The sequence below is a fragment of the Rhizobium sp. Leaf371 genome, assembly GCF_001424045.1.
Taxonomy (GTDB): Bacteria; Pseudomonadota; Alphaproteobacteria; order Rhizobiales; family Rhizobiaceae; genus Ferranicluibacter.
Window position 1 is genome coordinate 376,835 of sequence record NZ_LMQB01000024.1, and the last position, 14,961, is coordinate 391,795.

Consider the following 14,961-nt stretch of genomic DNA (forward strand, 5'->3'; position numbering starts at 1 on the left):
ATCCGTCCGGGCGGCGGGGCGGAGCCGCTGTCGCCCGGACGACAGAAGATGCAGACGGATCAGCGCGCGGCGGCGGTATCCGTCGTCGTCGGCGCAGTACGCGTATCGACATCCACCACGACGCTGAGGCCGGCCTGCAGGCGCCCGCTGTCGAGCACGTCCTGCGGCAGAGCGATGCGCACCGGCACGCGCTGGATCACCTTGGTGAAGTTGCCGGTCGCATTTTCAGGCGGCAGCAGCGAGAAGACCGAGCCGGAAGCCGGTGCGATGGATTCGACGGTCGCCTCGATCGGCTTGTCGTCATAGGCATCCACATGCACCTTCACCTTGGAGCCCGGCACCAGGCCGGCGATTTGCGTCTCCTTGAAGTTGGCATCGATGTAGAGCTTGTTGACCGGCACGAGGGCGGCGAGACGCTGGCCGGCCGAAACGAGATCGCCATCCTGAACCGCAAGATTGCCGACGACGCCGTCATAGGGGGCCTTGAGAACGGTGAAGGCAAGATCGCGTTGCGCCTTGTCGCGCGACAGTTCCAGCGAGCGGATCGTGCTCTCGGCCTCGGCGCGCTGGGCTTCCAGCACCGAGACGTTGGCGGCGGCCGCTGCGATCGTCGCATCCGCGGCGAGAACGTTGGCCTTCGCCTGGTCGAGCGCCACATTGGCGCTGTCGAGGGAAGCGACCGAACCGACGGCCTTCGACTGGAGGTCGCTGGCACGCTTCTGCGTGATATCGGCCCCGCGCACGGTCGCTTCCAACGCGGTCTTCTGCGCCCGGGCCTGCTGCAGGCTCGCCTGGGCACCGGCGATCTGCGCATCGAACCGCGCGAGAGACAGTTTTTCGGTATCGATCTGGGCCTGCGCCTGATCTGCGGCGATCCGGTAGTCGCCATTGTCGAGCGTCACGAGCGGATCGCCCGCCTTGACCCGCTGGTTGGCGACGACGTTCACCGTCTCCACATAGCCGGAAACCTTAGGCGCGATCGAGGTCAGATCGCCTTCGATATAGGCATCGTCGGTCGAGATCATGAAGCGGCCATTGGTCCACCACTCATAACCGAACCAGCCGGCCGCGCCGAGGACGGCAAGGCCGATGATCGGGACCACCAGGCGGCGGCGCTTCGGCTGCTTTTCAGGCGCGTCGGGCGCGGGCGCGGCAATGGGCGCGACAGAGGCCGGCGCATCCGCCGCTTTTGCCGTCGCGGCACCATCCGTCGTGTCGAAATCCTCACCCACCGGCCGCACATGCGCTGCCGCTGTCTTGCTGGAACCTGCCATGGTCGACGTCCCCGGAAAATAGTAAGAAAAGCAAACTGAACCGTTCAGTTCGATTTGACATAGGCAAGTTGATCCCGCATATCAAGTGAAATCGAACCGCTCGGTTCGAAAAGTTAATGAAGGGAGAATGCGATGCCTGCTCTGCAGCGAGTCGATGCCCGAACGACCGCCGTCGAAGCCGAGGCTCCGGTCGCCGAAATATCGCGCCCGAACGGCATCGCCGGCTCCACGTCGCCAGACGGTTGCGACGCTTGCGAGATTGCCACAGGCGGACGACGGGCAGCGGGCGAGGATCCCGTGAAGCGCGACCAGATCATCGATGGCGCCAAGCGCGTCTTCATGGCCGTCGGCTTCGATGCCGCCAGCATGAACGACATTACCCGTGAAGCCGGCGTCTCCAAGGGCACGATCTACGTCTATTTCGGCGGCAAGGAGGACCTGTTCGCGGCCATGATCGAGCGCGAGCGGGCCAAGTTGGTCGCCAGCATGAAGCATGTGATGCACAGCAATCACGGGCCTGTGGATGCCGTTCTCTATGATTTCGGCGTCACGTTCGTCACGCATCTCTGCTCGGACACGACCGTCCGCGGCATGAAGATGGTGCTGAGCGTCAGCGAGCGCATGCCGGATCTCAGCCATCGCTTCTTCTCGGCCTCGCCGGAAAACGGCTATACGATCCTTCGCACCTATCTGGAAAGCAAGATCGCCGAGGGTCTGTTCGATATCGAGGATACCGATCTCGCCGCACGCCAGTTCATCGAGCTCTGCATGCCCGGCCTCTTCAAGCGCCGGCTGTTCGGCTGGCTGCCCGTTCCACCGGATGCGGAAGAGATCGACCGGACCGTCCGATCGGCAATTGCGATGTTCCTGAAATTTTATATCGCGAAAAAGTGATGTAACGTGATGTCGAGACCGGTTCGGCGTGCTGCGGGCGACTTGCCGCGTGCCGATTTCCCGTTACATGGGTAGCGTTGACGCCTGCCGCCTTGCGCAGGCACCCCGCACCAGCCTCTCAACGAGGCCGCCCCTATCAAGGAAGGACCCGTCCCGATGCAGGATTTCCTGCTGCTCATGCAAGACCCAGCCGCCTGGATCGCGCTCATCACGCTTGTCGTCATGGAAGTCGTGCTCGGCATCGACAACCTGATCTTCATCTCCATTCTGACGAACAAGCTGCCGCCCGAGAACCGCGACAAGGCCCGCAAGATCGGCATCGGCCTGGCTCTCATCATGCGCCTCGGCCTGCTCTTCGCCATCGCGTGGATCGTCAAGCTCGACTCCGACCTCTTCACGATCTTCGGCATGGGCTTCTCCGGCAAGGATCTGATCCTCATCGCCGGCGGTATCTTCCTCGTCTGGAAGGCCACGAAGGAAATCCACCATTCGGTAGACGCCGAGGATCACAAGGAAGATCTCGTCGGTGCCGGCAAGAACGTCGTGCAGATGACCTTCGGTGCCGCGATCGGCCAGATCCTCATCCTCGACCTCGTCTTCTCGATCGACAGCATCATCACGGCCGTCGGCATGACGCCGCACGTGCCGATCATGTTCATTGCCGTCATCACCGCCGTGACGGTCATGCTTCTGGCCGCCACGCCGCTCGCCAACTTCATCGAGAAGAACCCGACCATCGTCATGCTGGCGCTCGCCTTCCTGCTGATGATCGGCGGTACGCTGATCGTCGAAGGCTTCGGCGTCCACGTGCCCAAGGGCTACATCTACGCCGCCATGGCCTTCTCGGCTGGCGTCGAGGCACTGAACATGTTCTCGCGCCGCAAGCGGGAGCGGGAACGCGCCGCCAAGGCCGGCGTGGTTCCGACGCGCCACTGATCGCTCGGATGGCATGAATGATCTGACGAAGAGGGCCTGGCAGAATCTGCCGGGCCCTTTCCTGTCCTGAGGCACGCCGCGCACGGCCTCCGCCTTGACGTGCGGCGGGGAATATGGTCTCACGCCCGCGATTGAAGACAGCTGGCCTCGCCCTTGAGGCGCTTGGTCGCGTGTCTTAGCCTTCGAAGGCCGGGGCCAGTGCGGCGGCGCTTGCCCGGAAACGCCAGCAGCACGCCAACAGGCCGAGATCATGACAGACACACCAGTCCGGGTGCGCATCGCTCCCTCCCCCACCGGCGAACCGCATGTCGGCACGGCCTATATCGCGCTGTTCAACTATCTCTTCGCCAAGAAGAACAACGGCACCTTCATCCTGCGGATCGAGGACACGGACGCCACGCGCTCGACGCCTGAGTTCGAAGCCAAGGTGCTCGATGCGTTGAAATGGTGCGGGCTCGAATGGTCCGAAGGCCCGGATATCGGCGGCCCCTACGGCCCCTACCGCCAGTCCGACCGCAAGGACATCTACAAGCCCTATGTCGAGAAGATCGTCGATGCCGGCCACGGTTTCCGCTGCTTCTGCACCTCCGAGCGTCTTGCGGAAATGCGCGAGGCGCAGCGCGCTGCCGGCAAGCCGCCGAAATATGACGGCCTCTGCCTGCATCTGAGCGCCGAGGAAGTGACCCGCCGCGTGGACGGCGGCGAGCCCCATGTGGTGCGCATGAAGATCCCGACCGAAGGCGTCTGTTCCTTCGTCGATGGCGTCTACGGGCCCGTGGAAATTCCGTGGGATGCCGTCGACATGCAGGTCCTGCTCAAGGCCGACGGCATGCCGACCTACCATATGGCAAACGTGGTGGACGACCATCTGATGCGCATCACCCATGTGGCGCGCGGCGAGGAATGGCTGTCCTCGGTCCCCAAGCACATCCTGCTCTATCGCTATCTCGGCCTTGAGCCGCCCGTGTTCATGCATCTCTCGCTGATGCGCAATGCCGACAAGTCGAAGCTCTCCAAGCGCAAGAACCCGACATCGATCTCCTACTATTCCGCGCTTGGCTATCTGCCGGAAGCGCTGATGAACTTCCTCGGCCTGTTCTTCATCCAGATCGCCGAAGGCGAGGAGATGCTGACCATGGCGCAGCTGACCGAGCATTTCGATCCGGAGAACCTGTCGAAGGCCGGCGCGATCTTCGACGTGCAGAAGCTCGACTGGCTGAACGGTCGCTGGCTGCGAGAGGGGATTTCGGAAGAAGACTTCGTCGGCCGCGTGTTGGCCTGGGCCATGGAGAACGGCCGGATCAAGGAAGGCCTGCGCCTCTCCCAGTCCCGCATTTCCAAGCTGGGCGACCTGCCCGACCTCGCGGGCTTCCTGCTGAAGGCCGATCTCGGGCTCGACGCTTCCTCCTTCGCCAAGGTGAAGACCTCGCCGGAGGAACTGGTCGAGATCTTCAAGACGGTGCAGCCGGATCTCGAAACCATCGTCGAGTGGAACGCGGAATCGGTGGAAGCCGAATTGCGCGCCAGCTCGGACCGGATGGGCAAGAAGCTGAAAGTGGTGCTCGCGCCGCTCTTCATCGCCATCTCCGGTTCGTCGCGCTCTCTGCCCCTGTTCGACAGCATGGCCATCCTCGGCCGCTCAGTCGTGCGCCAGCGCCTGAAAGTCGCGGGTCAGGTGGTTGCGGCGATGGCGGCCAACGCCGGGAAGTAACCCAAGGAAAGGCAGCCTCCTCATCCGCCTGCCGGCACCTTCTCCCCGCTTGGCAAGGGCGAAGGGACAAGCGGCACCCATGAGGCCCCAATCGAGGCACGTCCCTCTCCCCGCGAGCGGGGAGGGCCTCGGGTGAGGGGCGACGCTACCGATCATCATTATCGCGGCCTTGCCGCCACAGGACAGGCAACCATGACCGAAAAGCTCGACACCGCCCTCTCCTCCGACGTCACCGAAGTCCGCGCGCAGAAGCTGAAGCTGCTGCGCGAGCAGATCGGCGATGTCTATCCCGCGCATTTCCACCGGACCATCACCAACGGCGACCTTGCGGAGAAATACGAAGGGCTGGAGCCGGATGCCGTGACCGAGGATGTGGTCACCGTTGCCGGTCGCGTCTTCTCGTCGCGCAATTCCGGCATGTTCATGGATATCCGCGATGCCGGGGCTAAGATCCAGATCTTCTCGCACAAGGACACGACGCCCGAGGCAGCGCGCGCGCTGCTGCCGATGGTCGATATCGGCGACATCATCGGCGTCACCGGCGTCGTGCGCCGCACCAAGCGCGGCGAGCTGACGATCAACGCCCAAGAGATCACCATGCTGACCAAGGCGCTCCTGCCCATGCCGGAGAAGTGGCACGGCCTTTCCGATATCGAGCTGCGCTATCGCAAGCGGCACCTCGACATTCTCACCAACGAGGATTCGAAGCTCCGCTTCCAGCAGCGCGCCCGCATCATCTCCGGCATCCGCCGCTTCATGGAGGAGGACGGCTTCATGGAGGTCGAAACCCCCATGCTGCACTCCGTCTATGGCGGGGCGACCGCCGAGCCCTTCAAGACACACCACAACACGCTCAAGCTCGACATGTACCTGCGCATCGCGCCGGAGCTGTTCCTCAAGCGCACGCTGGTCTCGGGTCTTGCCGACAAGGTTTTCGAGGTCAACCGCAACTTCCGCAACGAAGGCGTCTCCACCCGGCACAATCCGGAATTCACGATGATGGAGTGCTACTGGGCCTATGCCGATTACGAGGACATCATGGATCTCGTGGAGCGCCTGTTCTCCTCGCTCGCCATGGCCATCCACGGCACGACCGACGTGACCTTCGGCGACAAGACCCTCTCGTTTGCAGGCCCGTTCAAGCGCGTCCCCATGCCGGATGCGGTGAAAGAGGTGACCGGCATCGATTTCCTCGCCATCAAGACGGACGAGGACGCCCGCGCCGCCGCCAAGGCCGCCGGCTTCGAGGTCGAGAAGGACTGGACCTGGGGCGAATGCCTCGCCTTCATCTTCGAGGAAAAGGTGGAGGGAACGCTGGTGCAGCCGAGTCACGTCACGCATTTCCCGAAGGACATTTCGCCCTTTGCCAAGGAAGTGCCGGGCGAGCCGCGTCTGGTCGAACGTTTCGAGACCTATTGCAACGCCTGGGAAGTCGGCAACGCGTTTTCAGAGCTGAACGATCCGGAAGAACAGCGTCGCCGCATGGTGGAACAGCTGGAGCAGGCCCATGCCCGCGGCGAGAAGGAAAAGCAGCTGGATGACGATTTTCTCGATGCGATCGACCAAGGCATGCCGCCCGCAGGCGGTCTCGGCATCGGCGTCGATCGTCTCGTGATGCTCCTGACCAACGCTCCGTCGATCCGCGACGTCATCCTCTTCCCGGCCCGCCGCAAGGCAGACTGAAGACTTCACCTCGCAATCACCGGCGCCATCAATGCGTGGCGCCGGTCTCCTCGGTCGTCACCTCATGCGGCACGGCCGCTTCATGGGCAGGCTCGGGAGTCTCTGGCGCGTGTTCGGCGGCGCCTTGCGGAGATGCCTTCGTCACCTGTGACGCCTCTTCGGCAGCCGGACCATGCGCCTCCGCCTTCGCATTTTCCGTCTTCGAGCCTGCCTCGTGACCTGCCTCGGGGACCGTCACGGCCTGCTCGGCGGGTGCATGCTCGGTTGTTGCCGCAGGCGGTGCGGAGGTGTCCCCGCCCATGCCGGGGATCAGCCGCATCACGGTGGACAGCACGCCGGTCTGCGCCCCGCCCGCTTCTTCCGGCGGCGCGCCTTCGGCCTTCTGCGTCTCGCCACCCATGCCCGGGATCATCGCGGTCACGGTTGCAAACCATCCACCCTTTGCCGCAGGCTCCTCTTCCCCTTCCGGTGCGGCCTCATGGCCGGAGGCAGCGGCGGCAGCGGCTGGTTCATGCCCTTCCGAAGGCTTGGCATCGGCTTCAGCGGCTTCACCATGTCCTTCGGCAGCTTCGCCCTTCGCGTCCGCGGCCTCTCCATGGCCTTCGGCGGGCGCAGCCTTCCCTTCGGATGCGCTCTCGCCATGCCCGCTGGCAGGCTTGCCATGTGCTCCGCCCGTATCGCCCTCGACGGGGGCGGACGAATCGGCCACCAGCGTCTCGCAATCGGTGCGGTCGGTCATTTCGGTCAAAGCCGTGCGGATATCCTCGGGTGAGAGCGTCTTGCGCTCGCCATAGAACAGCCCCACGGGATTGGCCCTGCCGTCGGCGTAGCGCGCGATAAAGGGTTGGTCCATGTCCGGCAGCTTCGTCGGGTCCGGCGCAAACAGCACCTCGGCGCCAATGGCCGCGCCACGAAGATTGGCCCGTCCCTCGGGCCCCGCGCGGTCGAGCACGACGACCTGATAGAGATCCGCCTTCTCCGCCTTTGCCAGCACGCCGGCGACGCGAAGCGCGGTGCGCACCCGCTCGATGCCGTCGACGCTATCGGTCCGGACATATTTGCGCAGCCAGCGCTGACCACCGCGATTGAGCTTGATGAAATCGGTCGTGGTGCAGGCGACGCCCGAGGGCTGGGAGGCCTTCACCTCTGCCACAGCATCCGAAAGGAGACCGCTCTGCAGCGCGTAGGCGCCACCACCGCCCGCCACGAGGAGACAGGTGGCCGCGCCGATGAGACGCTTCTTCGACAGCCGGACTTTCAGGGAAATGCCTTTCACCTCAGCCGCTCCATACCCGATCACGCGCTCCAACGGCCTGCCAGCGGCAGACATCCTGCCCGGACCGTAAACGAACGGGGTTGAGGAAGCTTTAATCCGAACCGGTCGCGTGCCCGGCGACGCGATGCGAAAAACCGCGCCGCCGCGTCTTTGCCCTTGATTGCCGATGGCCGGATGGCGCATGACCTTGGGCAGCGACGGGGACGTCTGCCGCACACCGGCAACGCGGCCCCTCCGGGTTTTCGAACGGAATCCAAGAGCATCGGACAGGACGGCATGGCACGGATCGGGATAGTGGGCGGCGGCATCATCGGTTGCGCAACGGCGATCCATCTGATCGCGCGGGGCCATGACGTCACGGTCTTCGAACAGGATGCGGCCGGCCTTCCCGCCTCCGTCGGCAATGCCGGCATCATGGCAATTCCGGAAATCGACCCGATCGCCCGACCGGACATGCTGATGTCCGCACCGCGCTGGCTTGCCGATCCGCTCGGTCCGCTGACACTGCGCTGGAGCGACCTCCCTGCCCTCACCCCCTGGCTGCTCGCCTTCCTGCGCTCGGCCCGCCCGGCACAGGCCGTCCGCACCCGCACCGCCCTGCTCGGCCTGATGCGCACGGTGCTCGACGATCACAGGCACCTTGCCGAGATGGCCTGCCTCGTGGACCCCGTGCAGCACACCGGCGCCATGACGATCTTCGATGCGCAGACATCGCTCGACGCGGCCTTCCGCCATGAAAGCGAAACGGCAAAACTCCTCGGCTTTGCCGTCGAGCGCCTGAGCCCGGCCGAGGTGCGCACGCGCATTCCCGCCCTCGAAGGTTCGCTGGCGGGCGGCATCTTTTCCGCCGGCTACCACACCTTCCGCCATCCCGAGACCTTTTTGCGCGCGCTCCAGGCGCAGCTGCGCGATCGGGCGACCTTCACCGAGGCGGGCGTCGCCGCTGTGCGACCGGGCGCGGACGGCATCACCCTCACCACGTCTTCGGGCGTGCGCCATACCTTCGACAAGGCCGTGATCGCCGCCGGTGTCTGGTCGCGCGACCTCGTGCGCGGCCTCGGGCTGCGCGTCTCGCTGGAAACCGAGCGCGGCTACAACACGACCTTCGCCGATCCCAAGGTGACGCTGCCCATGCCGATCTTCTTCTCCGAGCACGGCTTCTGCGCCACGCCCTTCGACAATGCGCTGCGGGTCGGCGGGGCGGTGGAACTGGCACGGCCGGATGCGCCGGCAAATTTCGCCCGCGCCAAGGCGATGCGCACGAAGATGCGCCGCTACGTGCCGGCTCTGCCCGAAACAGGCGGCACGGAGTGGATGGGCCGACGTCCCTCGACACCCGACAGCCTGCCGGTGATCGGCCTCAGCCCGGACGATCCGCGTATCGCGCTGGCCTTCGGCCACGGTCATCTCGGCCTGACGCTTTCGGCCACCACCGGCCGGCTCGTCGCGAATCTCTTCGACCAGGGCGAGCAGCCGGCGCTCGCGCCATTCAGCATCCGCCGCTTCCAGCGCGGCCAGAAGACCTGAGGAAGAATCATGCACAAAGTCATTTTCGATACCGATCCCGGCGTGGACGACGCCATGGCGCTGCTCTTCCTGCACCAGCACCCCGACATCGACCTTCTCGGCATCACCACCATCTTCGGCAATGCCTCGATCGAGACGACGACCCGCAACGCCCTGTTCCTGAAAAGCGCATGGGACATTCCGGCACCGGTCGCCAAGGGCGTGGCGGAGACGATCGAGCCCGCCCGCGCCCATGTCGGCTGGCCGGTGATGATCCACGGCCATGACGGGCTCGGCAATATCGGTGTGCCCGACACAGTGGACGGCGAGCCCGATGCGCGTCCCGCGCATCGCTTCATCATCGACACGGTGCGCGCCCATCCCGGCGAGGTCACGCTGGTCGCCGTCGGACGCATGACCAATCTTGCCCGGGCGCTGGCCGAGGACCCCGAGATCGTCTCTCTGGTCAAGGCCGTGGTCATCATGGGCGGTGCCTTCGATGTCGCCGGCAACATCACGCCGGCCGCCGAGGCCAATATCCATGGCGACCCGGAAGCCGCCGACATCGTGATGGGTGCGGCCTGGCCCGTGACCGTCATCGGCCTCGACGTGACGATGAAGACGATCATGACCCGTCCGGCCCTGGCCGAAATCGCCGCCGCCTCGGGACCGCGCGCAAAGCTGCTCGCCGAAATCTCCGATTTCTACATCGATTTCTACGCCCATATCGTCGAGGACGGCATGGTGGTGCACGACAGCTGCGCCTGCGTCTATGTCGTCGCGCCCGAGCTCTTCACCACGCGAACCGGTGCGATTCGCGTCGTCTGCGGCGGCATTGCCGATGGCCAGACCATCCAGAAAGCCGATGGCCGCTCTTTCCCGCCAAGCCCCTGGGACGGCCTGCCGAGCCAGACCGTCTGCACGGATATCGATGCCGACGCCGTCATGGCGCTGATCACGGAAACGCTGTCGCGCGCCTGACGCGCCGACAGCAAAGAATCCCGGCCGTCTCTCTGGCGGCCGGCTTCGGTCCGGCTATCTAGAGAAAGATGAAACCGGAAACGCTGCTCTATCCCACGCCCAAGGGCCTGTTTTGCGAAGCGGGCGGCTTTTACATCGATCCGGTACATCCGGTCGACAAGGCGCTGATCACCCATGGCCATGCAGACCACGCCCGCTCCGGCCATGGCGAGGTGCTGGCGACGCGGGAGACGCTGGAAATCATGGCGATCCGCTACGGCGCCGATTTCTGCCGCCAGTCGCAGGAGGCAGCACTCGGCGAGACGATGACGATCGGCGATGTGACCGTCAGCTTCCATCCGGCCGGCCATGTTCTCGGCTCCGCGCAGATCGCGGTCAGCCGCGGCGGAACGAAGATCGTCGTCTCCGGCGACTATAAACGCCGCCGCGACCCGACATGCCTCCCTTTCGAGCCGGTCCCCTGCGACGTCTTCATCACGGAGGCGACCTTCGGCCTGCCCGTCTTCCATCATCCGCCGGATGCGGATGAGGTCGGCAAACTGCTCACCTCCCTGCGCCAGTTTCCCGAGCGCGCCCATCTGGTCGGCGCCTATGCGCTCGGCAAGGCCCAGCGCGTGATCATGCTGCTGCGCGAAGCCGGCTATCACGAGCCGATCTATATTCATGGCGCGCTCGTCAAGCTCTGCGACTATTATCTCTCCAAGGGCATTCCGCTCGGCGAACTCCGCCCGGCGACCGTGACCGCGAAGGAGAAGCCGGCCTTTGCGGGCGCCGTCGTCATCGGCCCGCCCTCGGCCTTTGCCGACAAATGGGCCCGCCGTTTCCCAGACCCGATTCCGATCTTCGCCTCCGGCTGGATGCTCGTGCGCCAGCGGGCCAAGCAGCGCGGCGTCGAACTGCCGATCATCATCTCGGACCATTGCGATTGGGCGGAACTGACCGACACCATTCGCGAAATCCGCCCGGGACAGGTGTGGGTGACCCATGGGCGCGAGGAAGCGCTCGTCCGCTGGTGCGAGCTGGAAGGCATCAAGGCCCGACCGCTGCATCTGGTGGGCTACGACGACGAGGGCGAATGATGCGGGATTTTGCCGAACTCTTGGACCGCCTCGTTCTCACCCCCTCGCGCAACGCGAAGATCCGGCTGCTGACCGACTATTTCCGCACGGCGCCCGATCCCGATCGCGGTTATGCGCTGGCGGCCCTGGCAGGCACGCTGACGCTCTCGACGGTGAAGCCGAACGTGCTGCGCCAGCTGATGCTGGAGCGGATGGACCCGATCCTCTTCCAGTATTCCTACGATTACGTGGGAGACCTCGCCGAGACCATCTCGCTCGTCTGGGAAGGCACCGAGCCGGATGAGGCCGAGGTCGGCGATCTCTCGCTCGGATCGATCGTCGAGAAGCTGCAGTCGGTCGGTCGCGCGGATGTCCGCAGCCTCGTGCGCAGCCTGCTCGACCGGCTCGACGGCTCCAGCCGCTTCGCCTTCCTCAAGCTCATCACCGGCTCCATGCGCATCGGCGTCTCGTCGCGGCTCGTCAAGCAGGCGCTGGGCGAGATGGGCACGGTCGATGTCACCGAGATCGAAACCCTTTGGCACGGCCTGCTGCCGCCCTATGTCGAGCTTTTCGCCTGGCTCGACGGCCATTCCGGTCGTCCCGAACTGACCATGCCGGCCGTCTTCCACTCCGTCATGCTGGCAACGCCGGTGGGCGACAAGGACCTCGACAATCTCGACCCCGCCGATTTCGTGGCGGAATGGAAATGGGACGGCATCCGCGTCCAGCTCGCCAACCTCTCGGGCACGCGCCGGCTCTATTCCCGCAGCGGCGACGATATCTCCGGCGCCTTTCCCGACATTCTCGAAGCCGTGGATTTCGAGGGCGTCATCGATGGCGAGCTGCTGGTCGGCGGCACGCTGCGCTCCAATCAGGCGACGCGCAGCTTTTCCGACCTGCAGCAGCGCCTGAACCGCAAGACGGTCACGCGCAAGACCATCGAGGAATACCCGGCCTTCCTGCGCGGCTACGATCTCCTGTTCGACGGCCCCCGCGACATGCGCCCGGAACCCTTCGACGTCAGGCGCGAAGCGCTGGCAAGGCTGATCGCCACCACCCCGCCGCTCCATTTCGACCTGTCCCCGCTCGTTCCCTTCTCGTCCTGGGAGGAACTCGACCAACTAAGGACAGCGCCGCCCGATCCCGTCATCGAGGGGATCATGCTGAAACGGCGCGATTCGCCCTACACCCCGGGGCGGATGAAGGGTCCGTGGTTCAAGTGGAAGCGCGAGCCCTACAATATCGATGCCGTGCTGATGTATGCCCAGCGCGGTCACGGCAAACGATCGAGCTATTATTCCGACTTCACCTTCGGCGTCTGGACCCCAGGCGACAAGGGCGACTTCCTCGTGCCCGTGGGGAAGGCCTATTTCGGTTTCACCGATGCCGAACTCGAAGTGCTCGATCGCTATGTCCGCAACAATACCATCGAGCGGTTCGGCCCGGTGCGCTCGGTTCGGGCCGAACCCGACCAGGGGTTCGTGGTCGAAGTGGCCTTCGAAGGCATCGCCTTCTCCTCCCGCCACAAATCGGGCGTCGCCATGCGGTTTCCCCGCATCTCGCGACTGCGCACCGACAAGCTGCCGCGGGATGCCGACCGGCTGGAGACGCTAGTCTCGATGATCGACGCGGGCGCGCCGGTGAGCGACGAGATGTGAAGCGGCAATGCAACCGCCGTTTTCGTGCAGATCCTGACGCGAAATTGTTCCCCTCGTGCAGAATATTTGCCGCCTCCTTCCCTTTCAGCGGGAGATCGACCCTGGTTTGCCCGGAACGATATCCCTGGTGCGTCAGCTTGCACCGGCGATCTCACCCTGCCGGACAGCGCCCCATAAGCCGTCTCGAAAGACAACGGAAATCGAGCAGGACGCGATACTTACGGGCGATACCCGCTTGAAATGGTCGGAACGACCATCATCAAAACGGTTAGTGCGTGAATACGGAAAACGATTGGGCGATCTCTGTCGCAGATTGGGACGAGTCCAAAATCATTGGACAAATCAGTATCTTAGATAGAGCGCATTAAAAGCGCGCCGCTCGTGCTACCTTGCGCGAAGCTGGAGAAGCGTGGCATGCGGGGAACACTTTCACACAATAATGCGGAAGGCCCTCAGCTTTGGGATTGTTTCCTCGCTTAGAGTGATGAACATGCTAAAGACCACGTGTGAATCATTCGTTACCGGCGCATAACCTGCCGGATGGGGACCCTTATGAAGATTGCCCAAGCGCTCCTTCCCATGAGCATGCTCCTGCTGTCCGGATGCGTGGTGGGTCCGGATTACAAGACGCCCGCCGACAACCTGCCCGCCAAATTCTCCAAGGCCGATGCCCCTGCAGCGAACGTCACCCTGAACCCCTGGTGGCAGAGCTTCCGCGATAAGAAGCTGGACAGCCTCGTCGCGCAGGGCATGAACCAGAACCTTGACGTCCAGCAGTCGATCGAGCGCATCATCCAGGCGCGCGCCAATGTCGTGATCGCCGGCGCCGATGCGCTTCCCGCGCTGAACGGCAGCGCATCCGGCAATGTGCAGGGCTCGGACGGTTCCTACCTGCGTCGGACGTCTGGCATCAGCCACACCGAAACCAAGTCGCTCGACAGCGGTCTCGGCGCGTCCTGGCTGCTCGACCTCTTCGGCCAGTATCGCCGGGCGCGCGAAAGCGCCACCGCTTCGCTCGACGCCGCCTACAACAACGTCAACGTTGCCCGTCTCGCTTATCTCTCCGATCTCGTGACGTCCTACATCGACGCCCGCTACAACCAGGAAGCCTTGGCGCTGGCCCGGTTGAGCCTGTCCTCGCGGCGCGAGACGTTGAAGCTGACCAACGACATCCGCAGCGCCGGCGCCGCATCGAGCCTCGATGTCGTGCAGGCCGAAGGCCTCGTAAATTCCACGCTCGCCGAGCTCCCGGCCTACGAGACCGGCTTCCATCAGGCAGCCAACCATATCGCCACGCTTCTCGGTCTTCCCGCGACCTCCGTCACCGCCGAGCTGACGCGCGGCAAGGCGCAGCCCTGGCCGAAGTTCAACACCAAGGTCGGCGTTCCCGCCGATCTCGTGCGCAATCGTCCCGACATCCGCGTCGCCGAGCGGCAGCTGGCCGCCGCGACCGCCGATATCGGCGTTGCTGAGGCGCAGCTCTATCCGAGCCTGTCGCTCAGCGGCTCGATCAATGCCGGCCGCACGTTCGGCAATGCCGTGACCGGCAACCTGACGAGCTGGTCCTTCGGCCCGACGCTCGATGTTCCGATCTTCAACGGCGGCCGCCTGCGCGCCAATGTCGAGGCGCAGCGCTCCGCCGCGCAGGAACAGTACCTCGCCTGGAAGCAGACCGTTCTCAACGGCATCGAAGAAGTCGAGAACGCGATGATCGCGCTGCGCAAGAACTATGAGACGGTGTCGGCGCTTCGCAGGGTCGTCGCCTCCTCGGAACAGGCCCTCGGCCTTGCCCGTGAAAGCTATCGCGGTGGCGCGACCTCGCTGCTCGACGTGCTCGACGCCGAACGGACGCTGTCCGACAGCCGCATCCAGCTGGCAGCCGCCATCCGCAGCCTCGCTTCCAACTACGTTGCCCTCAACGTCGCCCTCGGCGGCGGCTCCGGCATCGAAGTCGCAACGAAGTAAGCAAACACGAAACGAACAA

General features: G+C 64.5%; 11 protein-coding genes. 9 read left to right on the top strand and 2 right to left on the bottom strand.

From position 1 onward, the window contains the following. Window positions 1-59: 59 nt before the first annotated feature. Window positions 60-1,274 carry an HlyD family secretion protein gene (locus tag ASG39_RS15855; protein ID WP_062595916.1) on the bottom strand — a complete coding sequence of 405 codons (1,215 nt, stop codon included), beginning with the start codon at window positions 1,272-1,274 and terminating at the stop codon, window positions 60-62. A gap of 132 nt (window positions 1,275-1,406) precedes the next feature. Here ASG39_RS15855 and ASG39_RS15860 point away from each other — a divergent pair, with 132 nt between their 5' ends. The 4 genes from ASG39_RS15860 to lysS all read left to right on the top strand — a co-directional run bounded on the left by ASG39_RS15860 (window position 1,407) and on the right by lysS (window position 6,498). Then, window positions 1,407-2,168 (top strand): TetR/AcrR family transcriptional regulator, encoded by a 762-nt coding sequence (locus tag ASG39_RS15860; RefSeq protein ID WP_082477287.1) that lies wholly within the window; start codon window positions 1,407-1,409, stop codon window positions 2,166-2,168. 156 nt (window positions 2,169-2,324) lie between these two features. Further along, window positions 2,325-3,104 (top strand): TerC family protein, encoded by a 780-nt coding sequence (locus ASG39_RS15865; protein ID WP_062595917.1) that lies wholly within the window; start codon window positions 2,325-2,327, stop codon window positions 3,102-3,104. 250 nt (window positions 3,105-3,354) lie between these two features. Then, a complete protein-coding gene (gene gltX, locus ASG39_RS15870; protein ID WP_062595918.1) occupies window positions 3,355-4,815 on the top strand; it encodes a glutamate--tRNA ligase in 1,461 nt (486 codons plus the stop codon). Between the two features lie 192 nt (window positions 4,816-5,007). After that, window positions 5,008-6,498 (top strand): lysine--tRNA ligase, encoded by a 1,491-nt coding sequence (gene lysS, locus ASG39_RS15875; RefSeq protein WP_062595919.1) that lies wholly within the window; start codon window positions 5,008-5,010, stop codon window positions 6,496-6,498. A 28-nt stretch (window positions 6,499-6,526) separates the two neighbouring features. Here lysS and ASG39_RS15880 read toward each other — a convergent pair whose 3' ends face one another. After that, window positions 6,527-7,774 carry a hypothetical protein gene (locus ASG39_RS15880; RefSeq protein ID WP_062595920.1) on the bottom strand — a complete coding sequence of 416 codons (1,248 nt, stop codon included), beginning with the start codon at window positions 7,772-7,774 and terminating at the stop codon, window positions 6,527-6,529. A 276-nt stretch (window positions 7,775-8,050) separates the two neighbouring features. Here ASG39_RS15880 and ASG39_RS15885 point away from each other — a divergent pair, with 276 nt between their 5' ends. The 5 genes from ASG39_RS15885 (at window position 8,051) to ASG39_RS15905 (ending at window position 14,942) form a co-directional block, all read left to right on the top strand. Next, the gene (locus ASG39_RS15885; RefSeq protein WP_062596022.1) at window positions 8,051-9,301 is read left to right on the top strand and encodes an FAD-binding oxidoreductase; all 1,251 of its coding nucleotides are present in this window, start codon (window positions 8,051-8,053) and stop codon (window positions 9,299-9,301) included. Window positions 9,302-9,310: 9 nt separating this feature from the next. Next, window positions 9,311-10,261, top strand: a complete 951-nt coding sequence (locus ASG39_RS15890) for a nucleoside hydrolase (RefSeq protein ID WP_062595921.1) — start codon at window positions 9,311-9,313, stop codon at window positions 10,259-10,261. A gap of 68 nt (window positions 10,262-10,329) precedes the next feature. Beyond that, on the top strand, window positions 10,330-11,340 hold the full coding sequence (locus ASG39_RS15895) for a ligase-associated DNA damage response exonuclease (RefSeq protein WP_062595922.1): 1,011 nt from the start codon (window positions 10,330-10,332) through the stop codon (window positions 11,338-11,340). After that, the gene (locus tag ASG39_RS15900) at window positions 11,340-12,977 is read left to right on the top strand and encodes a cisplatin damage response ATP-dependent DNA ligase (RefSeq protein ID WP_062596023.1); all 1,638 of its coding nucleotides are present in this window, start codon (window positions 11,340-11,342) and stop codon (window positions 12,975-12,977) included. Before ASG39_RS15895 ends, ASG39_RS15900 begins: the two co-directional genes overlap by 1 nt. A gap of 552 nt (window positions 12,978-13,529) precedes the next feature. After that, entirely contained in the window at window positions 13,530-14,942 is a 1,413-nt protein-coding gene (locus ASG39_RS15905; RefSeq protein WP_062595923.1) for an efflux transporter outer membrane subunit, read from the top strand. Window positions 14,943-14,961 lie beyond the last annotated feature (19 nt).